The organism is Novosphingobium ovatum (genome assembly GCF_009909235.1).
GTDB classification, from domain to species: Bacteria; Pseudomonadota; Alphaproteobacteria; order Sphingomonadales; family Sphingomonadaceae; genus Novosphingobium; species Novosphingobium ovatum.
On sequence record NZ_JAAAPO010000003.1, the window covers coordinates 1 to 22351 of the forward strand.

The 22351-nt window shown below is 65.8% G+C and carries 20 protein-coding genes; 14 read left to right on the top strand and 6 right to left on the bottom strand.

Annotation, left to right across the window (positions count from 1 at the left end):
- The first annotated feature begins 406 nt into the window (after positions 1-406).
- From GTZ99_RS07585 to GTZ99_RS07600, 4 genes are read left to right on the top strand one after another with little or no spacing between them, the layout of a single operon-like run.
- Positions 407-916: a GlcG/HbpS family heme-binding protein gene (locus tag GTZ99_RS07585; protein ID WP_161717718.1), complete on the top strand. Its 510-nt coding sequence runs from the start codon at positions 407-409 to the stop codon at positions 914-916.
- Positions 913-1296 (top strand): DoxX family protein, encoded by a 384-nt coding sequence (locus GTZ99_RS07590; protein ID WP_161717719.1) that lies wholly within the window; start codon positions 913-915, stop codon positions 1294-1296. The genes GTZ99_RS07585 and GTZ99_RS07590 overlap by 4 nt, the downstream gene beginning before the upstream one ends.
- A 28-nt stretch (positions 1297-1324) precedes the next feature.
- Entirely contained in the window at positions 1325-2188 is an 864-nt protein-coding gene (locus GTZ99_RS07595; RefSeq protein ID WP_161717720.1) for a nuclear transport factor 2 family protein, read from the top strand.
- Between the two features lie 54 nt (positions 2189-2242).
- Positions 2243-3013 (top strand): TIM barrel protein, encoded by a 771-nt coding sequence (locus GTZ99_RS07600; RefSeq protein ID WP_161717721.1) that lies wholly within the window; start codon positions 2243-2245, stop codon positions 3011-3013.
- A gap of 76 nt (positions 3014-3089) precedes the next feature.
- Here GTZ99_RS07600 and GTZ99_RS07605 read toward each other — a convergent pair whose 3' ends face one another.
- Positions 3090-4043, bottom strand: coding sequence for a ThuA domain-containing protein (locus tag GTZ99_RS07605; RefSeq protein WP_161717722.1), 954 nt, complete (start codon positions 4041-4043; stop codon positions 3090-3092).
- Positions 4044-4566: 523 nt separating this feature from the next.
- Between GTZ99_RS07605 and GTZ99_RS07610 the strand changes: the two genes are divergently transcribed.
- From GTZ99_RS07610 to GTZ99_RS07625, 4 genes are all read left to right on the top strand, one after another.
- Positions 4567-6855, top strand: a complete 2289-nt coding sequence (locus GTZ99_RS07610) for a TonB-dependent receptor (protein ID WP_161717723.1) — start codon at positions 4567-4569, stop codon at positions 6853-6855.
- A 165-nt stretch (positions 6856-7020) separates the two neighbouring features.
- Positions 7021-7647: a gluconate 2-dehydrogenase subunit 3 family protein gene (locus tag GTZ99_RS07615; RefSeq protein ID WP_161717724.1), complete on the top strand. Its 627-nt coding sequence runs from the start codon at positions 7021-7023 to the stop codon at positions 7645-7647.
- Positions 7648-7680: 33 nt separating this feature from the next.
- Positions 7681-9366 (top strand): GMC oxidoreductase, encoded by a 1686-nt coding sequence (locus GTZ99_RS07620; RefSeq protein ID WP_161717725.1) that lies wholly within the window; start codon positions 7681-7683, stop codon positions 9364-9366.
- A 1-nt stretch (position 9367) separates the two neighbouring features.
- On the top strand, positions 9368-10792 hold the full coding sequence (locus tag GTZ99_RS07625; RefSeq protein WP_320076651.1) for an MFS transporter: 1425 nt from the start codon (positions 9368-9370) through the stop codon (positions 10790-10792).
- Here the strand turns inward: GTZ99_RS07625 and GTZ99_RS07630 are convergent.
- The 5 genes from GTZ99_RS07630 to GTZ99_RS07650 are packed head-to-tail and all read right to left on the bottom strand — an operon-like array spanning position 10789 to position 14744.
- Entirely contained in the window at positions 10789-11691 is a 903-nt protein-coding gene (locus GTZ99_RS07630; RefSeq protein WP_161717727.1) for a copper resistance protein B, read from the bottom strand. The two genes, GTZ99_RS07625 and GTZ99_RS07630, sit on opposite strands and share 4 nt — an antisense overlap.
- Positions 11688-13376 carry a multicopper oxidase domain-containing protein gene (locus GTZ99_RS07635; protein ID WP_161717728.1) on the bottom strand — a complete coding sequence of 563 codons (1689 nt, stop codon included), beginning with the start codon at positions 13374-13376 and terminating at the stop codon, positions 11688-11690. The genes GTZ99_RS07630 and GTZ99_RS07635 overlap by 4 nt, the downstream gene beginning before the upstream one ends.
- Before the next feature lie 52 nt (positions 13377-13428).
- Positions 13429-13989, bottom strand: coding sequence for an RNA polymerase sigma factor (locus GTZ99_RS07640; RefSeq protein ID WP_161717729.1), 561 nt, complete (start codon positions 13987-13989; stop codon positions 13429-13431).
- 24 nt (positions 13990-14013) lie between these two features.
- A complete protein-coding gene (locus GTZ99_RS07645; RefSeq protein WP_161717730.1) occupies positions 14014-14472 on the bottom strand; it encodes a Spy/CpxP family protein refolding chaperone in 459 nt (152 codons plus the stop codon).
- Positions 14469-14744 (bottom strand): hypothetical protein, encoded by a 276-nt coding sequence (locus tag GTZ99_RS07650; RefSeq protein ID WP_161717731.1) that lies wholly within the window; start codon positions 14742-14744, stop codon positions 14469-14471. The genes GTZ99_RS07645 and GTZ99_RS07650 overlap by 4 nt, the downstream gene beginning before the upstream one ends.
- Positions 14745-14944: 200 nt before the next feature.
- On the opposite strand from GTZ99_RS07650, the gene GTZ99_RS07655 reads away from it, so the two are divergent.
- The 6 genes from GTZ99_RS07655 to GTZ99_RS07680 all read left to right on the top strand — a co-directional run bounded on the left by GTZ99_RS07655 (position 14945) and on the right by GTZ99_RS07680 (position 22212).
- Entirely contained in the window at positions 14945-15358 is a 414-nt protein-coding gene (locus GTZ99_RS07655) for a copper resistance protein CopC (protein ID WP_161717732.1), read from the top strand.
- Positions 15359-15603: 245 nt separating this feature from the next.
- A complete protein-coding gene (locus GTZ99_RS07660; protein WP_227711183.1) occupies positions 15604-16362 on the top strand; it encodes a DUF4198 domain-containing protein in 759 nt (252 codons plus the stop codon).
- A gap of 66 nt (positions 16363-16428) precedes the next feature.
- Positions 16429-17634 (top strand): DUF1624 domain-containing protein, encoded by a 1206-nt coding sequence (locus tag GTZ99_RS07665; RefSeq protein WP_161717733.1) that lies wholly within the window; start codon positions 16429-16431, stop codon positions 17632-17634.
- 305 nt (positions 17635-17939) lie between these two features.
- Positions 17940-20066, top strand: coding sequence for a TonB-dependent siderophore receptor (locus GTZ99_RS07670; protein ID WP_227711184.1), 2127 nt, complete (start codon positions 17940-17942; stop codon positions 20064-20066).
- Positions 20067-20229: 163 nt separating this feature from the next.
- The gene (locus GTZ99_RS07675) at positions 20230-21279 is read left to right on the top strand and encodes a PepSY-associated TM helix domain-containing protein (protein ID WP_161717735.1); all 1050 of its coding nucleotides are present in this window, start codon (positions 20230-20232) and stop codon (positions 21277-21279) included.
- 3 nt (positions 21280-21282) lie between these two features.
- Positions 21283-22212, top strand: coding sequence for a 2-hydroxyacid dehydrogenase (locus tag GTZ99_RS07680; RefSeq protein WP_161717736.1), 930 nt, complete (start codon positions 21283-21285; stop codon positions 22210-22212).
- Positions 22213-22351: the final 139 nt, after the last annotated feature.

Consider the following 22351-nt stretch of genomic DNA (forward strand, 5'->3'; position numbering starts at 1 on the left):
CGAACAGGGCGCCGCAGAAGGCGCCCCCTTCATCGCCCGCCACATCATCCAGACCACCACCCACGCCTTCGACGACTTCGCCCAAGGCGGCGCTGATCGCGAACTCAACAAGAAGATCATGGGGATCGCCTGAACGAAAAAAGGGCGAACGGCACACCACCGTTCGCCCTTTTTTGCGTGAGTGCAGGTGTTTACGCGGCCATTGCCAATGCCTTGGTCGCGCGCATGCGCCCGGCTTGGCCTGACGAACGTGGCGTGGCACGACTCTCCCTTGGGCCTGTGTTACCGGACAGGCGTCAATTGGAATTGAAAATCGCATAACTATTCTTCCACGCCAAGGGGCATCCGCCGCTTGACCGTGTTTAAAATTGTAATCATACTTCTTATCATGCGAAGGGATCGAGCGATGCAAATGAAACGGCCTTGCGCCATGCTGGGCGCCGCGCTGCTGGCGTTGCTGGGTGGGCTGACCACGGCCGGCGCGCAGGTGATTGATCAGCCGGTATTGTCGCAGCAATTGCGGCTGGACATCGCCATCGCCGCGCAAAAGGCGTGCGCCGCCAATGGGTTCAACGTCGCGGTGATGGTGGTGGATGCCAATGCCACGCCGCGCCTGTTGCTGGGCGGGGACGGCTTGGCCCCGATCGAGATCGAATCGGCCACGCGCAAGGCGCGCACGGCGGCCGGTATGGGCATGCCGACATCGGCGCTCCCGCCGATCATCCGTCAGGCGCCGGAATTTCTGGAGTTCCTGAAAGCCACGCAGCCGCAACTGATCCTGTTTGGCGGCGGCGTGCCGATCCGCATCCGGGGACAGTTGGTTGGCGCGATTGGCGTGGGCGGGGCGCCCCGCCCCGAAGCGGACGAGGCCTGCATCACCACCGCGCTGACCCAATTGGCGCCGCGCCTGAAATGAGCGCGCGGACGGTCCTGACATGGCTGCTTGCGCTGCTACTGGCGGCGTTCTTTGCCTTTGTCGGCTGGAACAAGGCCTTCGCGCTGCTGGCTGATCTGGCGCGTTACCATGCCTGGACCGTCTTTGTGTCCGAACCCTTGGGACGGGCGGTGGGCTGGTCGGAAATCGCCTGCGCCACCGGGTTGCTGATGCTGGGCTGGCGGCCGGGCTGGGCGCGGGCGGCCGCGGTGGTGCTGATCGTCAATCAGGCGGTCGCGGCATGGGTTCACCTGATCCATGCGCAAACCGCCGCGCTGCCGCAAAACGCTGTGCTGATCGCGCTGTTGGCGCTGTTGGCCGCGCTGATGCCCCGGCTCGCCGCTGTGCCGTGCCGCCCATAATCCATAAAACCCAAGGAGGAGAGGACACATGATCACCCATACCCGCCTGCGCTGGCTGAGCGCTCCGTTGCTGGCGCTGGCCGCCAATGCCGCGCTGGCCGCGCCCGCAGCAGCGCCCGCGCCCGCGCCCGACACCAGCGCGGCGCAGATCGCCGCCCTGCAGGCAGAGGTCGGCCAGTTGCGCCAGATGGCCGCCAACAGCCAGGACCGCGCTGCGGTTGAGAACCTGTTCTCGCGCTATATGTATCTGCACAACGCGTTTCAGGACACGCAGATCATCCCGCTGTGGGCCAAGAAGGGCACCCCCGGCGTGCGCTCGCAATACAGCAATCTGGGCGTGTACACCGATTGGGACAAGATCATCTCCTACCATCAGGGCCGCCCGACCCCGGTGGGCAAGCTGGTGTTCCATTATGTCACCACGCCCCTGATCGAGATTGCCGGGGATGGGCAGACGGCCAAGGGGCTGTGGATCGTCAACGGGCTGGAATCGGGTCTGATGGCGCCCGAAATCGCCGCCAAACTGCCCGCGTGGATGTTCGAAAAGACGATGGTCAACGGCAAGAAGGTGTGGATGCACAACGTCTACATCAAATATGGCATCGACTTTATCAAACAGGATGGCGAATGGAAAATCTGGCATTTCCATTGCTTTGAGGTTGCCCGCGCGCCCTATGGCATGGGCTGGATCCCCTTTGCCGCCGCAGCCCAGGATGACGCCTTCAACGTCGATCTGATGTATATCGGCGAAGACGGCAAGCCGGTGATGATGCCCAAGACCGATGGCCCCGCCACGGTGCTGTCGGGCACCTATCGCACCGATGCGCCCCAGCGGCTGGACGCGCGCCCGCCAGTGCCGTTCCGCACGTTCAGCGAGACGTTTGAATATTGATGTCCCGCGCCCGGTTCCGCGCGGGCCGGGCGCCCTTCTGTTTGGAGATTGTGCATGTCCTTCGAATTGTCCGTCAACCTTGAATATATGTTCCACGAGGCGGGCGAGCGTCTGGAAGACCGCATGGCGGCCGCTGCCGCTGCCGGGTTCACCAAGGTCGAGATTTTCACCACCGGCAACCGCGATGTGCCCTCGCTCAAGGCGGCGCTGGGCGCGAGCGGGTGTCAGCTGATCTCGGTCGTGACCGATCCGCGCCACCGTTTGATCGAGCGCGACACGCATGAGGCCTTCCGCGAGATGTTCCGCATTGCCGCGCAGGAGGCGGTGGAGCTGGGCTGCCGCAATCTGGTGGTGCCCTCGGGCCCGGCGGTGCCCTATATGCGCCGCCCGATGCAGTTGGAGATCGTCGCCGAGGCCATGGCCAGCCTGTTGCCCATCGCCGAGGAACTGGACGTCACCATCCTGCTGGAGCCGGTCAACACCCGCCACGACCACCCCGGCGTGCTGTTCAGCATGACCGAAGACGCGGTGAAGGTGGCCGAGATGGTCAATTCGCCGCGCGTGCGTTTGCTGTATGACATGTACCATTCGATCACCGAGGGCGAGGACCCCACCGTGATCCTGCCCGCCGTGGCGCAATGGCTGGGCCATGTGCAGATCGCCGACGCGCCGGGCCGGGGGGAGCCGGGCAGCGCCAAGGTCGATTGGCCCGCGATGCTGCGCCTGATCGCCAGCGTGGGCTATACCGGCCCCATCGGTATCGAATGCAGCCCGACCCGCCCCACGGCCGAAGCGTTGGCCTATATCCAGCAGCTTTGCGCCTGAACGCGCTATCGGCGCAAAAGAATGGGGGCGGTGCCGCTGTGGCGCCGCCCCCTTTTTGTTGGCCCGGTGGCGCGGCTTAGCGCTTGCCGTCGTCGCGCGCCTCGTCCGGGATGGGCAGCGTTACCTTGCCGGTGGCGGCCCATTCGGTGCCGCGCATGATCAGCGATTGCAGGCCGGGGAAGTGCAGCGATACCTCGTCATGGCCCACCGTGATGGCAAAGACGCGGCCCTTGCCATAATCGGCGGTCCACAATTGCGGGTGGTCAGCATCGATGCCCTTCATCGCCTTCAGCTTGTCCGGGGCATAGGCGGCCGGATCATACTTGTTGCTCATCAGCTTGGGCGCGTAATCGGCCGAGGCATCGCGCGCCGTCGCCAGCACATGGATATGCGCATCGGGATCCATGCGCATGTTGGTGTACATGTCATCGTTGTAAGTCCAGATCACCTCGCGCAGGCCAGCGGTGATCGGATGGGTGCGGTCCACCAGACGGATCGGGAAAGACCCCGGCGGCGCGCGGCGGCTTTCGCCCGGAATCATCACCGCGCCCACCAGTTTGCGATATTCGGGAATGTCGCGGCCCCAGGTGAACGACGAGTGATAGGCCACCAGCCCGCCGCCTTCGCGCACATATTGGTACAGCGCCTGAAACGCGGCGTCTGACCAGACGTGCTGTGTCGGGTCGGCATAGTTCCACCGGCTGGAATAGTTCAACAACACCACGTCATAGCTTTTGAGCGTCGCCAGATCACCGTGGTCGAAATCCTCGGTGACGCGCACGTCAAAGCGGCCGGTGTCCTGCATCATGGTGCGCAGCATGTTGTTCACGCCGGTCCAGTCATGCTCATAGCTGTTCTGGCCCGAGATGATCAGCACCCGCACCCGCTTTTCCGCCGGGTTCACCGGGATGCCCACGCGCTGCACCGTTTCGGGCGGGCGATAGTTGATGGTGACGATGGGCTGGGCGATCACCGCGGTGGCTACCGCCGCCGTGCCTATGGCCAAAGCGGCCTTGATCCATGTTGTCATGTCGTCCTCTCCTCTTTGTGGGTTCTGTGTGGCCCGCGCAGGTGGTGCGTGGCGGTCAAGCGTGGGGGCGGGGCCGGCCGGGCGCGATTCCCGTGACATTCTTGTCACGCAGGCATGGTGGCCAGGGCCGGGGATGGCTGGTGCCCGCGCGCGCCACCTGATCGAAGGGCGTGAATATTTTGGCTATAAAACAATGGCCTGACCGCATCGCTCTCTCCGTTCCCGCGCCCCGATTGCTGTTTTCGTCGGAAGGGGCTTGTCATTATTGGAACGCGAATTATCGTTACAGAACGTTCGGCGGCTTGGCAACAGGCTTGGCGAACAAAGTGTCTGGAGGGGCGCCGTCCACGAGGGGCGGTCGGGCAGGGCGATGCACAGCGGCCACAGCGGCGCGAATTGTCCTGCTCTGTCATCGTAATCAGAATGATGGTTCTTGACAGGCGCTGGCGCCTATCTAGAGTTAGCAATCTAATTTCAGATTCCGGCCCGCAAGCGGCCGAAGTGAAATCAGGGAGAGTTGTCAGTGAAGAAATCCAGCTACATCAGTGCCTTGTTCGTTAGCGCTTGCTGCGTTGCGGCGACGGCGCCGGCCTTTGCGCAGGCCGCGCCCGATTCCGAGATCAAGGAGATCATCGTCACCGCGCAGAACCGCAAGGAAAACGTCCAGAACGTGCCGATCGCCATCTCGGTGGTCTCGGGCGAGGCGCTCAAGTCGCGCGGCGTGACCGATTTTACCTCGGTGCAAAAGGTGTCGCCCGCGCTGCAGATCACCAGTGACACCAACAACACCCGCGTCACCGTGCGCGGCATCGGCTCGCTGACCAACAACGAGGCGCAGGATCAGTCGATCGCGGTCAATATTGACGGCGAATATCTGAATCGCCCGACCATCCTGAACGCCGCCATCTTTGACCTTGACCGGGTCGAGGTGCTGCGTGGCCCGCAAGGCACGCTGTATGGCCGCAACTCGACCGGCGGCGCGGTGAATTTCATCACGCGCAAGCCGGGTGAGCGCAACGCGTTCAACGGCTCGGTGTCCTATGGCAATTTCAATGCCCTGCATCTGGAGGCCGGGGCGGATCTGGTGCTGGGCGAAGCTGGCGCGATCCGCGTTGCGGGCTTCTTTCGTCAGCATGATGGCTATAGCTATCACGCCAACACGCCCTTCAGCCCTTCGGCCGCCTTTGTGCCCAGCACCAGCAACCGTTCGGACGATGATCACACCGGCGGCGTGCGCATCAGCATGCGCCTCAAGCCCGTCGCTGGCCTGACGATCGACGGTTCGGTCGAACATGTCGAGCAGGACGTGATCCCCGCGGCCCAGATGTGGACCGACATGACGGGCGCGGCCTATAACCCCGGCACCAGCACCACCACCTGCGGCAATGGCTGGACCGTGGCGGGCACCACCGTGGGCGGCGTGCAGTGCGTGCCTTCGAATATCAACGTCCAGGCCGGGCGCGACCGTTCGACCTTCAACTCGCCGCTGATCGGCGTGGGCAGCCTGCACCAGATCTCGACCGCGCTGCGCGCGCGCGTCGCCTATGATCTGGGCTTTGCCACGCTGACCTATACCGGCGGCTATCGCTCGACCAAGAACACCGGGGGCAACGCGCTCTCGCCCGCGTTCTTCTTCACCAACTATGGCGGCCGGGTAAAGACGCAGAGCCACGAATTGCGCCTGAACGGCACGATGGGCGGGGTGCAGTGGCAGACCGGCGTGTTCTATTTCTATGAAAAGCAGAACACCAATGGCGGCCTCTATTCGCCCTTCATCGGTGCGAATGGTTCCTATGTGAACTATTTCCGCCACCCCACCAACAGCAAGAGCCTGTCGGGCTTTGGCCAGGTCGAAGTGCCGCTGACCGACAAGCTGACCGCCGTTGTGGGTGCGCGCTACACGCAGGATGACCGCGATGCGGCCTTTACCAACTACGCGTTCGCCTTTGGCAGCGGCCCGATTGAACTGACCACGCAGCCCTCGACCACGACGCAGCTGGGTTATTCGGGCAGCAAGTTCACCTGGGCGGCCGGCCTGAACTACAAGCCGAACAGCGCCACGATGATCTATGCCAAGGTGTCGACCGGCTACAAGGCGGGTGGTTTTGACGGCGCGGGCACCAATTTCCGCGCCGAAACGAACACCGCCTATGAAGGCGGCGTCAAGCTGAAGCTGGGTCAGCACATCCTGAACTTTGCCGGGTTCTATTACGACTACAAGGACCTGCAGAACGACGTGCTGTTGAACCCGGCGATCGGGGCGCAGACCTTTAATGCCGGCAAGGCGCGGATCTATGGTCTGGAAATCGATTCGACGCTGCGCATCACCCCCAACGACACGCTGACCACCAGCATCAACCTGCTGCATGCCAAGTATGTCGATTTCACCGCCAGCATCGCCTCGTACAACATCGGTACGGCCCCGACCTCGCCGCTGACCGCCAATCTGGCTGGCAACCGCCTGCCGCAGACGCCCAATTTCGTGATCACGCTGGGCTATGACCACGTGTTCCGTCTGGGAGGCGCGGGCACGCTGACCTTCTCGGCGTTCACCCGGTACAAGGGCAACTACTACCTCGACTTCTACAACTATGCCTCGGCGCGTCAGGGTGAGCGTACCCAGACCGACCTGAGCCTGGAGTACAAGCCGGCGAACAAGCGCTACAGCGTGCAGGCGTTCGTGCGCAACCTCGAGGACTATCGCTCGATGGCCTATGCCGGGAACACCGTCGTTCCGGGCGTGGCCAATATCTACAACTTCCAGTTTGCCGCGCCGCGGACCTATGGTGTGCGTCTGGGCGTTGATTTCTGATGATTGGTCCCCGGTGAATGCCGGGGATCATGGCCCGCCGCCGTGCGGACCAACCGACGGGGTGGGGGCGTGTCAGACCATGGCGCGCCCCTGCCTGTTGCATGACCAATACGCATACCGCGCCCCTGATCATCAGGGCGCACCAACCGAATGGAGACCGCAGCAATGACCGCAGCATCAAGCAAGGGCTGGAAACGGCGCGACTTTCTGGCAGGGGCGACCCTGTTGGCGGTGGCGGCCGCGACGCCGGTGGATGCCGCGACCGTGCTGCGCAAGGGGGGCGATCGGCTGCCCACCCCCGCTATCCGCGCGCTGATGAAGGATGTTGCGCAATTGGTGATCCCGCGCACCAAAACGGCGGGCGCGGGCGATGTGGGCGCGGGCGATTTCGTCCTGCTGGCGCTGGCCCATGGGCTGGAGGGCGCACACCGCCCCCTGACCGGCGAGGCGGCCACCACCTATAAACTGTTCCTGCGCGCCGATGGCACGCTGCGCCATGCGGACTGGTTGCAGGCCGAATTGAACCGCCGGGCGGGCACGCGCTTTATCGCCCTGCCGCTGGCCAAACGCCGGGCCGTGCTGGTCGCGCTGGATACCGAGGCCTTTGCCGCCCGCGACCACCCGTGGAAGGCGATCAAGAACCTGATCCTGACCGGCTATTACACCAGCGAGATCGGCGGCTCGAAGGAGCTGAACTATGAGCTTGTGCCCGGCCGTTTTGACCCAGACCTGCCGTTGAAACCCACCGACCGCGCGTTTTCCAGCGACTGGTCCGCGGTCGATTTCGGCTGATCCTCCCCACATTATCACGCACAGGAAATACCAATGGATTTTGACGCGATCGTTGTGGGCTCGGGCATCACGGGTGGCTGGGCGGCCAAGGAATTGACGCAGGCCGGGCTGAAAGTGCTGATGATCGAGCGTGGCCGCGACATCCGCCACGCGCAGGATTACACCACCGAGATGAAGGCGCCGTGGGAGATGCCGTTCCGGGGTGAGGGCGACGCGGACCTGTTCGCGCGCGACTATCCGGTGCAGGCGTTGAACCGCCACTTTACCGAATTCACCCAGAACCACTTCGTCAATGACGCCCAGAACCCCTATGCCAAGGGTGAGGATACCGCCTTTACCTGGTTCCGTTCGTACCAGTTGGGCGGGCGTTCGCTGACGTGGGGGCGTCAGTGCTATCGCTGGTCCGACTATGACTTTGGCGCGAACAAGCGCGATGGGCATGGCACCGACTGGCCGATCCGCTATGCCGACATCGCCCCGTGGTATGACAAGGTCGAAAGCTTTATCGGCGTGTCGGGCGCCAAGGAAGGGCTGACCCAATTGCCTGACGGCCAGTTCCAGCCACCGATGGCGCTGAACGCGGTCGAACAGCATGTGCGCAAGGAGATCCTGTCGCGCTGGCCCGAACGCTGTCTGACCGTGGGCCGCACGGCCAACATGACCGAGGCCAAGCCCGATGAGGGCCGCGCCGCCTGTCAGTACCGCTCGATCTGCGCGCGGGGCTGTTCGTTCGGGGCCTATTTCTCGACGCAATCCTCGACCCTGCCCGCCGCGCAAAAGACCGGCCGCCTGACCGTCATCACCGACGCTGTGGTCGAGGCGCTGGATTACGATCCGGCCACCCGCCGCATCACCGGCGTGCGCTATGTCGATACCAAGACCAAGCGCCGCCGCACCGTCACCTCGCGCATCGTGTTCCTGAACGCGGGCGCGTTCAACTCGGTGCAGATCCTGCTCAATTCCACCAGCGCGGCCAATCCCAACGGGCTGGCCAACAGCAGCGGCGTGCTGGGCACCCATATCATGGACCACGCCAACACGCTTTCGGCGGTGGCGATCATGCCGGGGTTTGAGGGCCACACCAGCTTTGGCAACCGCCCGACCGGCGTGGTCGTCGCGCGCTATCGCAATATGGAGCGCATGGATGGCGCGGGCCACACGCGCGGCTATTCGTTCCAGGGCGGCGCGCTGCAAAGCACATGGACGCAGGGCAAGCGGATGGCCGGCATCGGCGAGGACTACAAGGCGACCCTGCAGAAGCCGGGGCCGTGGCGGATGGTGCTGGTCGGCTTTGCCGATTGCGTGCCGCGCGCGACCAACCGCCTGACGCTGGACCGCAGCAAGACCGATGCCAATGGCCTGCCGCTGCTGAAGGTGGATTTCGCCTTTGGCAAGGAAGAGCACGCCGCATTGGCGCAGGCCAAGGCGGACGCGGCCGAGATGCTGACCGCGGCCGGTGGCAAGGTGATCATGGGGCTGGATCGCCCCGGTCCGGGGGGCACCGCCATCCACGAGATGGGCGGCGCGCGCATGGGGGCAGACCCGGCCACCAGCGTGCTGAACAAATGGAGTCAGGCGCATGACGTGCCCAACCTGTTCGTCACCGACGGCGCGCAGATGTCGTCCAGCGCCTGCCAGAATCCCTCGCTCACCTATATGGCGCTGACGGCGCGGGCCTGTGATGCGGCGGTGCGGATGCTGCGCGAAGGCAAGATCTGACGTGGTCCATGCCGATGCGATGAGCCCGCGCCAAAAGTCGCTGGCGCTGTTGACGCTGATTGTGGCGCAGGTGCTGGAGATCGTCGACATGACGATCGTCAACACCGCGCTGCCCGCGATCAAGGCCGAGATCGGCGCCGGATCGGGCGCGGCGCAATGGATCGTGGCGGGCTATTCGCTGGCCTTTGCGTTATTGCTGATGGCGGGGGGGCGGCTGGGCGACAGCTTTGGCTATCGCCGGATGTTCCTGATCGGGGTGGCGGGGTTCTCGCTGTCCTCGCTGGCCTGCGGGATGGCGCAGGATGGCACGCAACTGGTCGCCGCGCGGCTGGCGCAGGGGGCCACCGGGGCGATCATGGGGCCACAGGTGATGGCGCTGATTCAGGTGATGTTCGAGCCCTTGCAGCGGGTGTCGAAAATGGCGCTGTTTGGCATCATTGGCGGGCTGGCGGCGATTGCCGGGCCGGTGCTGGGCGGTTTGCTGATCAAGGCGGACCTGTTCGATCTGGGCTGGCGCATCGTGTTTCTGATCAACCTGCCGGTCGGCGTGCTGGCGCTGGTGGCGGGGTGGCGCTATCTGCCGCGCGCCAAATCGGCGCGGCCGGGCGGCTATGATCTGGCGGGGATGGGGTGGTTTGCCGCCGCGCTGGCGCTGGTGATGGCCCCCTTTGCCCATGCCGAGGGGCAGGCGATCAGCCTGACCGCCTATGGTCTGGCGCTGGCCTCGGTGCCGCTGGGCTGGATCGGCTGGCGGCATGTGTCGGCCCGCGTGGCTCAGGGGCGGGTGGCGCTGTTTGACCCGGCGCTGTTTGCCATTCCCACCTTTCGGCTGGGGCTGTTGTCATCGGTGGTGTTTGCCGCGGCCAATGGCGGGTTCCTGCTGATCTTTGCCTTTGCGCTACAGGCAGAACGCGGCCAGACCCCGCTGATGACCGGGCTGTTGCACATGCCGTTCGGGCTGGGCGCGATGGTGGGCATTGGCGTGCTGGGGCGGCATTTCCTGCCAAAACTGGGGCGCTGGGTGCTGGTGATCGGGGGCGGCGTGATGGCGCTGTCCTGCGTGCTGGTGTTTGGCGGGATCGGGCCGTGGATGCTGTCGTGGACCGCGCTGGTGCCGGTTCTGGTGCTGGCCGGGATCGGCATGGGGCTGGCGACGGGATCGCTGGGGCCGATCACCGTGGCACAGGTTGACCGCGACCACGCGGGGGCTGCCAGCAGCCTGTTGAAAACGGCTCAGCAATTGGGCGCGGCGGTGGGCGTGGCAGTTTGTGGCAGCGCCTATTTCGGTGGGGTGGTGATCCCCGGCTTGCGGCCATTGCTGTTGGCCGCCGCGATCATTGCCGGGCTGGAACTGGTGTGCGTGGCCGTGTCCCTGCGGCTGCCGGGCGACATTTTCGGCCGCCGCCCGGCCCACGCCGCCGGTTAGAACCAGCCGCGCAGCCCCACCACCACCGCGCGCGAGGCCACCGCCTGGCCCTCGGCGCGGGCGTAATCGGCGGTGGCGCCGGTGGCCCAATTCCAGTGCATGCCGACATAGGGCACCAGCTTGCGGCTGATTTCATAGCCCAGCCGCAGGCCCGCCTCGATCCCCGTCAGCCCCGCGCCGGTGTGTTGATCTGGCATGTCCTGCGCCGACAGGTTCACCTCGACGCGCGGTTGCAGGATCAGGCGGCGGGTGATGCGCTGGTCATAGCTGGCCTCGGCGCGGGCCGTCAGTTGGCCCTTGTCCGACAGGAACAGCGCGGCCAACACCTCGAACCGATAGGGGGCCATGCCCGATAGGCCCAGCATCGCGTGGGTGCGGTTGGGCACTGGCCCCACATCCTGCCGCACGCCTGCCAGCACATTCCACCACGGGGTGATCGCGCGGGCATAGGCGGCGCGGATCTCGGCATGTTCGACCGCGCCTGACGCCTCGCCCTCGATGCGGGTGGCCAGAGTCAGGCGGTTCAGGTCCCCCACCCAGCCTTCGCCCTCGACCGCGAAACCATCGCCGCCCCGGCCAAAGCGGTATTCGGCCATGTCGACATGCACCGCGCTATAGACCGGGGCGCTGTGGGCCGACATCATCGCGTGTTCGGCAGGCGCCATCGCGGCGGCCCCCCAATGCGCGTCGGCGGCGCGGTCATGGATGGGGGCAGGCGGCGGCGCGCTGCCCGGATCGGCATCGGTGCCGCCCATGCGCGGGGCAGGAACCGGCGTGACGGGCGTGGCGGGCGTGACGGCCGGGGCCGCCGCCTGATGCTGGCTGTGGTCCTGCGCATGGGCGATGCCGGGCAGGGCTAGCGCCACGATCATCGCGGCAAGGGAGGAGGTGGTCTTCATGCGGGGCGAACCTTGACGATGCGCATCATGCCCATGGCCATGTGCAGGAACAGGTGACAGTGGAACGCCCAGTCGCCGGGCTCGGCCGTCACGTCAAAGCTGACCTTGCCTCCGGGCAGAACGTTGACGGTGTGTTTGCGCGGAGCATGGACGCCGTGGCCGGTTACCAGATCAAAGATGTGGCCGTGCAGGTGGATCGGATGGGCCATCATCGTGTCATTGATCAGCGTGACGCGCAGCCGCTCGCCGGTGCGCATCGGCAACGCCTCGTGGGCCTGCTGCATCGTCTGGCCGTCCATCGACCACATATAGCGGTCCATCGCCCCGGTCAGATGCACCTCCACCTCGCGCGTGGGGGCGCGGGCGTCGGGGATGGGCGTGGGGCTGCGCAATTGGCGATAGGTCAGCACGCGGTGGCCGACATGCTCCAGCCCCAGCCCCGGATCGCCGGTGCGGTCGGCGGGCATGGGGGCGATCATCTCGACTCCGGGGCCCATTTTGACCTGCGGTGCGGCGCTGCCATCGCGCATTGTCATGCCCGCCATGCTGTGGCCGGACGCGCCATGGTCCATGCCCATGTCCTTCATCGTCAACAGCGGCCTTTCGCGCAAAGCGGGCACGGGCGCGGCCATGCCGGGGCGCGGAGCCAATGTGGCGCGGGCCAGACCTGACCGGTCCATGGCTTCGGCCACGATGGTGCGCGGCGCGTCATCGGGCAGGGTGACGATCACGTCATAGGTTTCGCCAGGCGTGATCTGCAATTCGTCCACGCTGACCGGCACAACGTCCTGCCCATCGGCGGCCACCACCCGCAATTCGACCCCCGGAATGCGGACGTTGAAGAACGTCATCCCCCCCGCATTGACCAGACGCAGCCGGGTGGGCACGCCGGGGGTGGCCAGCACGGTGCAATTGTCGCCCACGCCATGGCCGTTCACCAGATAGCGCAGCACCACCCCCGTCACGTCCGAAATATCGGTGGGGTCCATCCGCATCGCGGCCCATTCCAGCCGCTGGGCCTGTGTCTGCCCGCGCCCGGCGATCAGGTCGGCAAAGGTCTGGGGCTGGTGGTTGTAATAGCCCGGCTCGACCTTGAGGTTGCGCAGGATACGCGCGGGGTGGGTAAAGCTGTGGTCGGAGAGCACCAGCACCTGATCGGGCACCTGATCGGGCGCACTATCAGCCAGCGGCACCGCCGGATCGATGACAATCGCGCCATAGGCCCCCATCAGTTCCTGCAGGCCCGAATGGCTGTGATACCAATAGGTGCCCGTCTGGGTGATCGGGAATTCATAGGTAAACCGCCCGCGCGGCGGGATGCCCGGAAACGACACGCCCGGTACGCCATCCATGTGGAACGGCAACAACAGCCCGTGCCAGTGGATCGAGCTTTCCTCGTCCAGATCATTCACCACCGTCAGGCGCAGGCTCTGCCCCTGCCGCAGGCGCAGCGTCGGGCCGGGGACGCCGCCGTTGATGGTGACGGCCCGCGCCGGGCGGCCATCAATGCGGATCGCGCCATGGCCGATGGTCAGCGTGATGTCCTCACCCGAGAGCACCGGGGGCGTGCGCGGCGCTGTGGCGCGCATGGGGGCGGATTGGGCGGATGGCGCATGCGCCAGCCCCGCCAGCCCGACAGCGGAACCGCACAACAGCGCGCGGCGGGAAACGGCGGTATCAGGCATGGGCTGCGGTTCTTTCCAGCAAAGGTCTTGCCACGGATACGCGGGAGGCGGCCTAATCCCTCAACATTTCGGACAATTTTTCGCGCGCCCGGTACAGCCGCGTTTCCACCGCCTTGGGCGTGATGTTCAGCATCTGGGCGACCTCGGCCTGCGGCAGGCCCTCGATCGCGCGCAGCACCAGCACGTCCTTCAGATTGGCGGGCAGGCGGGCGACGGCCGCCATCGCGCGGGCCAGAGCCTGCCGGTCGGCGCTGAGCGTTTCGGGGCTGGGGGCGGCATCGGCCAGATCGCGCGCGTCCTCGATCGGCGCGGCAAAGCGCAGCCAGCGGCGCAGCGCCATCCGCCGCCCCCGGTCGCGGCATTTGTTCAGCGTGATGCGCGCGATCCAATGGGCAAAGGGCCGGGCCGGATCATAGCGCCCCAGCGCGGCAAAGGCGGCGATGAAGCTTTGCTGGGTAATGTCCAGCGCCGCGTCCTCGTCACCGCAATGGTGGCGGGCAATGCGATAGACGGCGGGGCGGTGGCGGGCCAGCAACTGGCGATAGGCGTCCTGCCGCCCGGCCAGCGCCAGCGCCGCCAGTTCGGCATCGGTAAAGGTGTCGGGATCGGCCACCGGGGCGCGTCTGGGGCGGGCGGTTCAGGGCGCGGCGGGCGTCAGCGCGCGCACCACCGCCGCGTCAAAGCGCGCCGCCTGATCGGGGCGCAACACCCCGCGCATGGCAAAGACATGCTCCAGACTGGCCTTTTGCAGCGCGCCCATCGCGTGATGGCTGGCATCCACCGCCTCGGCCACCTTGGGGCCATATCCGTGCTCGGCCTCGATCGCGGCCGCCAGTCGGGCGTTGTCGGCGCGCAATTCGGCCTCCAGCGCGCGGCGGCGGATGGCGAAATCGGCCTCGATCGCCTCGATCCGGGTGGTTTGCGCCGGGTCCAGATCCAGCCTTTGGTGGACAAAGGCGTGGATGTCATTGGCGCCATCTGTCGGCGGCGGGGCCAGCCATTGCCGCCCCACCCATGTGCCCGCCAGCGCCGCGACAAAGCCCAGCGCCACCGCCAGCGCCAGCAAGCCCCGGTCCGAACGCAACGACCCGGTCATCGCGCGCCCCCGCCCAGCAGGGTGGAGGGTGCCAGCGCCATCGGCACGCCCAGCGGGGTTGGCTGTGCGGCATGGGCTGGTGCCGCCCCCGGCCAGCCTGCCGCCACGCCCAGCCCCAGCGCCATCACCCCCACCAGCCCCAGCAGCGGCGTGGCGCGCGTTGCGGCGCGCGGCGCGGACAGGGCGGCAATCACCGCGTCATCCACCGCCTCCAGCCGCGCGTCGGGCGGCAAATGGCGCATCTGGGCAAACATCTGGTCGATCTGGGGCATGGGGCGCGACATTCCTGCAAGACGCAATCGGGGGTATCTGTCAGACTATACGCGCGCGGCCGCGCCGTCCCTTGGCAAAAATACCCGATGTGGCGAAAAAATGCACAGGGCGTGCTTTTTGCGCAAGGGGCGGGGGCGGGGGCTGCGTATCGCTGTCATCACCGGCCGTCCGCCACGGCCCAAACGAAAGGTCTGCCCTGATGCACGCGCTCCTGCTTCGTCTTGCCCGTCCGTTGGCCCGTCCGTTGGCTGTTGCCGCCGCCAGCGCCGCCATGGCCATCGCCGCCCCCGCCATCGCCCACCCCAAGGTGGTGACCGCCACCCCGGCCGAAGGCGCCACCCTGGCGCAGGTGCCCGCCGTCAGCCTGACCTTTTCCGAAGCGCTGGTGGCCGATGGGTCCAGCGTCAGCATCGTGATGACCGCGATGCCCGGCATGGCAGACCACCCCCCGATGAAGATGGGCGGCGTCAAGGTCGCGCTGAGCGAGGACAAGCTGACGCTGACCGCCACGCCCGCGCGTCCCCTGCCCAAGGGGTCCTATGCCGCCAAGTGGTTTGTCACCGCCGCCAATGGCCACACCGTCGAGGGCGCGCTGACCTTTACCGTGCAATAATCCCGCCCGCCCTTTGGGCTTTGCAAAAAGCGCCCCGCGATCAGGCACATATGGCCTGACGCGGGGTTTGTTTTACCTGTCATCGGCGTGGCGGCGGTATGCGCCTTGTGCTGGCGCGGCGCGTTTCTACGTCAGAGCCTGCCGAAATGTGTCGCAAATCGGTAAAGATCGCCGTTTCATCCGCATAAGCTCGCAGGTCTGATGGCATGGTGTATCATGCCGGTCTGCACCGGGGAGCCTTTGCGATGATGAAGCGATCGACACGTCTGTTTGCCGCCGGATTGGGGTTGGCTGGGGCCGCCTTTGCCATGGGGCTGGCCAGCAATGCACAGGCACACGGCATCTGGTTTGCCCAGCGCGCGCGCCAGATTGCGCTGGTGTTTGGTTTGGGGGGCGATGATCTGGACATGGTGCGCCGCATGCCGCGCCTGACCAGCGTCACCGCCTATGACGCCGATGGCGCGCCGGTGGCCGCGCAATTGGTGGCCAAGGGGGCGATCCCCATCATGGACGCGACCGCACCCTATGCCATTGCGGCCGCCACGATGGATTACGGCGTGTGGGCCAAACGCCCCGATGGCGAGTTTGAGGAAACCACTAAGGACAAGGTGCCCAACGCCGTGCTGGGCGAGCGGACCTTCAAATATGCCGTCTTTCTGGCCAAGCCGCTGAACAAGCCGCTGGCGCTGCTGCCCGGCCACAAGGTGCAGATCGTGCCGCTGGCCAAGGATATCCCGCAGAAAAAGGGCCAGATGTTTGCCGTGCGCGTCTATTTCGATGGCAAGCCGTTCAAGGGGGCGCAGATCCTGCCCGATTTCGTCAATGACCCCGACATGACGCCGATCAAGACGGACGCTGCCGGCATCGCCCGTTTCCCGATGCGCAATCAGGGGCTGAACGTGATCGCGGCCACCATCATCGAAAAGAGCAGCGAGCCGGTCAAATACGACTACACCGAATATCGCGCCTCGCTCAGCTTCATGCTGCCGCACGCGGCCGAGTAAGACCCGACCCCGGCCGTTCGGGCGCTGTGGCGTCCGGGCGGCCCCTGACGTGAAAGAGAGCCCGCCATGGCCAGCCTAGCCGACGCGCCGCCCGCCGCCTTTTCCGCCCCGGCCGCGCCTGTGGCCGCCACCCGCACCCGCCTGATCGCCATCGACGCGCTGCGCGGGCTGGTGATGCTGTTCATGCTGGTCGACCATGTGCGCGAAACATGGTTCCTGCATTTGCAGGTAACCGATCCGGTCGACGCGCATACCACCGATCCGGGGCTGTTTTTTACCCGCCTGTTGTCAGCCTTTTGCGCGCCCACCTTTGTCGCGCTGACGGGGCTGTCGGCGTGGCTCTATGGCCAATCGCATTCCAAGGGCGAGGTCAGCGCCTTCCTGCTCAAGCGCGGCGCGTTCCTGATGCTGCTGGAACTGAGCCTTGTGACCTATGCCTGGCCCACGCAGATCAACACCTTTCCCCCGCCGACCATCTGGTTGCAGGTGATCTGGGCGATTGGCATCAGCATGGTGGCGCTGGCCGGGATCATCCACCTGCCGCGCCCGGCACAGGCGGCGATCGGGCTGATCATCGTGTGCGGCCACAATCTGCTGGACCCCATCCGCCTGACCGAGGGCCAGCCCGGCTTTGCCCTGTGGGCGATGCTGCATCAGCGCGCCGCGATCCATGTGACCGACTGGCTGACGGTCAAGACCACCTATCCGGTGCTGCCGTGGATCGGGGTGATCGCGCTGGGCTATGCCTGTGGGCCATGGTTCGCGCGCGGCACTGATCCCGCGCCGCGCATCCGGCGGCTGGCGCTGTTGGGGGCGGGGCTGGTTGCGGGCTTTGTCGTGCTGCGTTTCAGCAATATCTATGGCGACAAGCCCTGGTTTATCGCCGAAACCCCGCTGCGCACCCTCATGAGCTTTCTGGCGCTGACCAAATATCCGCCCAGCCTGCTGTTCCTGATGCCCACGATGGGCACGGGCTGTTTGCTGCTGGCGTGGTTTGAACGGCTGGGCCAGCACCCGTGGATGGAGCGGCTGACCCATCTGGGGGGGGCGCCCATGTTCTATTACGTGCTGCACCTTTATACGCTCAAGGCGATCTATAACGTCGCGCTGGCGCTGTATGGCCCCACCAAGGGCACGGTGTTTGGCGTCGACAACCTGTCCACGGTGTGGATCTGGGTCGCGCTGTTGATTGTGCCGCTGTATCTGCCCACGCGCTGGTTTGCCGCGCTGAAACAGCGCCGCCGTGACATCGGCTGGCTGAAGTATCTGTAACATGCGCAAGGGGCGGGCAGGCTGGGGCCAATGCCCGCCCAAGGTGACGGCATAAAGACACGCCGTCATGCTTTATTCACAATAATCGGCCGCGCCGGGTGCAGGCTTCAACCAAAGATTCCTGCGCGGCGGCATAGCCTGACACAGTCAAAACAAACGGCAGGCACCGCCACATGAGGGACCCGGAATCGCAGAATTCCGCAGGTTTGTTGGTAAGGCGGGCGCATAGACCGGGCATAATAAACAAGCAGGACGCGGAACAATTCGCTAATCAGGGATCAGGTGACATGACGAAACTCTCCGCAATGCGACACATTCTTTTGGCCGGCGTGGGGCTGTCGGCCGCGATGGCCGCGCCTGCACAGGCCGCCGCCGCCGATGAGCAGGGCACGATCGTGGTCACTGCCCAGCGTCAGCAATATCGCGGTGATGTGCCGATCAAGGAATTGCCGCAGACGATCCAGGTGATCGACCGCGCCCTGCTGACCGATCTGAACGTGACCCGTCTGGACAATGCGCTGGATCTGGCGGGCGGCGTGACGCGCCAGAACAATTTTGGCGGCGTGTGGGACAGCTTTGCCATTCGCGGTTTTGCCGGTGACGAAAACTTCCCCTCGGGCTTTCTGGTCAACGGGTTCAACGGTGGCCGTGGTTACGGCGGCCCGCGTGACGCGTCGAACATTGACAAGATCGAGGTGCTGAAGGGCCCCAATGGCGCGGTCTTTGGCCGTGGTGAGCCGGGCGGCACCGTCAACATCATCACCCGCAAGGCGACGCTGGGCAAGACCTTCGGCTCGGCCACCTTTACCGGCGGCAGCTTCTCGACCTATCGTGGTGAGGGCGATGTCAACGTGGCGCTGACCGGCAATCTGGCGGTGCGGCTGAACGGCGCGCGCGAAACGGCCGACAGCTTCCGCGACTATGTCCACACCAGCAAGACGATCCTGACGCCCTCGATCCTGTTCAAGCCGTTTGAGTCCACCACGCTGACCTATGAGATGGAATATGTCGACCTCAAGACGCCGTTCGATCGCGGCATCGTGGCGATCAATGGCCAGTTGGGCGCGGTGTCGCGCAACACGTTCCTGGGCGAACCGGGTGATGGCCAGAACGAGATCTCGGTGCGCGGCCATCAGGTGCAGCTGACGCAGGATCTGGGCGGCGACCACTGGGTGTTCATCGGCGGCTTTGGCTATCGTGAGACCAGCTTTACCGGCTATTCCTCGGACGCGGAACTGGCGGCCGGGCGTCAGACGCTGTATTCGACCGGCACGATGCTGTCGCGTCAGCGCCGCTATCGTGATTTCCAGACCACCAACATTGTCGGCCGCGCCGAAGTGTCGGGCCGGATCACCACGGCGGGCATCGTCAACCACGTCCTGCTGGGCGCGGACGTCGATCAGTTCGACATCAATCTGCTGCAACTGCGCTATCGCCCCTCGGCCTATACGGCGGGCAATCCGGTGACGTCGGCATCCAATGCGGTCAATGTGTTCGCGCCGGTCTATGGCTCGACGCCCACGCCGACCTCGACGGTGTTCAACTCGCTGGAAATCCAGAAGTCCTGGGGCATTTACGCGCAGGACCAGATCGACCTGACGGACAAGCTGAAGCTGCGTCTGGGTGGCCGTTATGACCACTTCAACCAGCAGATCGGCAACCGCACCGGCGCCTTTGTGCCCACCACCAATGTGTCGCGCAACCGCTTCAGCCCTTCGGTCGGCATCCTGTATGACGTGACGAGCAAGGTCGGCGTCTATGGCGCCTATGGCACCGGTTTCCGCCCCAACAGCGGTCAGGACGCCAGCGGCAAGCCGTTCGAGCCGGAAACCAGCCGTTCGTTCGAGATCGGTGTGCGCTACACCACCAAGGCGATCAGCGCCTCGCTGGCCGCGTTCACCATGACCAAGAACAACATCCTGACCTCGGACCCGGCCAATGCGGGCTTCTCGATCGCGGGGGGCAAGGCCAAGAGTCAGGGCATCGAGGCCGCCGTTGACGCCAATCTGCCGGGCATGTGGGTGGTCCACGCCACCTATTCGTACACCGACGCGCATTGGACCAGCAGCTCGCTGGACCCCAATTTCGCCCAGACGATCCAGCCCGGCGCATTGCTGATCAACATCCCCAAGAGCACCGCCAACCTGTTGGTGACCAAGGGCTTTGAATTGGGCAAGGCGGGCAAGGTGACGGTCGGTGGCGGCCTGAACTATGTCAGCTCGCGTCTGGGGGAAACGGCCACGACCTTCATGCTGCCGGCCTATACGCTGACCCGCGCGATGGTCAGCTATCAGCCGGTCAAGAACGTCAAGGTGGGCGTGGATGTGACCAACCTGTTCGACATCACCTGGTACTCCAGCTCGTATTCGCGCCTGTGGGTGGCGCCGGGCGCGCCGCGCACGGTGATGGCACACGTCAACGTCTCGTTCTGAACGGGGCGGTAATGGCCGGGGCGTCATGCTCCGGCCCTGACCGGAGCGACAGCTTCGGGTCGCAGGTCTCGCCGCTGCCCTCCCTCGGGCGGCGGCGAAGGCTTGTTGTGGGTGATGACCGGGCGTAGCCTTTGCCCTTACTCCTGTCAGAAAGCGGATGATGATGGCCCGCGATCCCCGATTTGCTGCAAAAATGCTGCGCTGGCACCGCTGGCTGGCGTTGGCGCTGGCGCCGCTGTTGCTGGGACAGGCGCTGACCGGGCTGGTGCTGGTGCTGGGCGATCCCGTGGCGCGGATGACCGATCCGGCGGTGGGGGCGGCTGGCCCCGCCGCGCCTCCCGCGCGGCTGATCGCGGCGGCGCAGGGGGCGCTGCCGGGGGCGGTGGTCTATCGGCTGGACTATCCGGGGCGGGCCGATGCCCCGGTGCAGGCGCGGCTGGTGAGGGCTGATGGCGCCGAACGCTTTGCCGCGCTGGACCCGCACAGCGGGGCCGTGCTGCGCAGCGGAGGCTTTGCCGCGTTCCCGCTGCGGCTGGCCGAACAATGGCATTATCGGCTGCTGCTGGGCGTGGCGGGGATTGGCGTGGTGATGCTGGGCGGAGCAGGGCTGGTGCTGATCGGCGGCAGCGGCCTGTGGCAATGGTGGCCGGGGCGGGGCAAAATCCGCGCCAGTCTGAAAATCAACCCGCGCCTGCCCGCGCGCATCCGCCTGCGCCATTGGCACCGCAGCATCGGCGTGGTGGTGGCGGTGGTGTTGTTGAACAGCGCGGTGACCGGGCTGGTGATCGCCTGGCCGGGGTTCAGCCTGCCGACGATCGGCGCGCCCGCCGTGCCGCCGCCGCCCACCGGCACCACGCAGGCGCAGGTGGATGCGGCATGGGCCGATGGCGCGGCGCGGATGGCGCCTGCCGCGCTGCACGACCTGCGCGTGGGCAGCCATGGCCGCGTGACCCTGCATTACGCCGCGCCCGGCGGCAACGTCCATGCGCTGGACCGGCTGGTGGTGACGCCCGATGCGCCCCTCGTGCTGACCCGCGCCGCCACCGCGCCACCGGCATGGATGCAGGTGATGCCCTTTCACGCGGGCGACATCGCGGGCTGGCCGGGGCGGATCCTGGTTGGCGCTGGCGCGCTGGCGCTGATCTTCCTGACGTTGAGCGGGCCGCTGATGTGGTGGCGCGCGCGTCGCAAACCTCTGACTCAAAAGGCCTGATCCATGACCGCAATCCTGCACTATGGCGACGAGGCGCGCGGCCGCCTGTGGGCCGAGATCTTTGCCCGCGATTGCCCGCAGGTGGATTTCCGCTGTTGGCCCGATGTGGGCGATGCCGATGACATCCGCTATCTGGTGGCATGGACGCTGACGCCCGAACTGATCGCCGCGCTGCCCCGGCTGGAGGTGCTGTTTTCGGTCGGGGCAGGGGTGGATCAGCTGGACCTGTCGCTGTTGCCGCCCCACGTCCGCCTGATCCGCATGATCGAGCCGGGGATCACCACCACCATGGCCGAATATGTGACCATGGCCACGCTGATGCTGCACCGCGACATGCCCGTACTGATGCAGGCCCAGCGCACCGGCGACTGGCCCCACCCGCATGTGCGCATGGCGCATGAATGTCGCGTGGGGATCATGGGGCTGGGCGAATTGGGGCAGGCGGTGGCGGCCATGCTGGGCCCCATCGGTTTCCGTCTGTCGGGGTGGAGCCGTTCGCCGCGCCAGATCGCGGGGATGGAATGCCACCATGGCGCCGATGGTCTGGAGGTCTTTTTGCGCGGGGCACAGATCCTGATCTGCCTGTTGCCGCTGACCGATGAAACGCGCGGCATACTGTGCCGCGACACCTTTGCCAAAATGCCGCCAGGCGCGGGGCTGATCAATGTCGCGCGCGGCGGGCATCTGGTGCAGGATGATCTGATCCCGGCGCTGGACGATGGGCTGCTCTCGGCCGTGGTGCTGGATGTGTGCAGCCCCGAACCCCTGCCAAAAACCCACGCATTCCGCGCAGATCCGCGCATCATCCTGACCCCGCACATCGCCGGAGTCACCCGCCATGACACCGCCATCCACAGCCTGATCGACAATGTCCGCGCGGTGTTGGCGGGGCAGGGCGTGGCCGGTGACGTGGATCGCGCGCGCGGCTATTGAGGCGCGGCACAGCATGCCGTTTGCGGCGGCCAAAAAAACCGCGCGGCATGAACCGGCCCGTCCAATCGGGTGCAAGTTCTGGCTCGGCAATGGCCATATGCTGATCAGCCATCCGGCCCTGACACCCGGGGCCATCCGA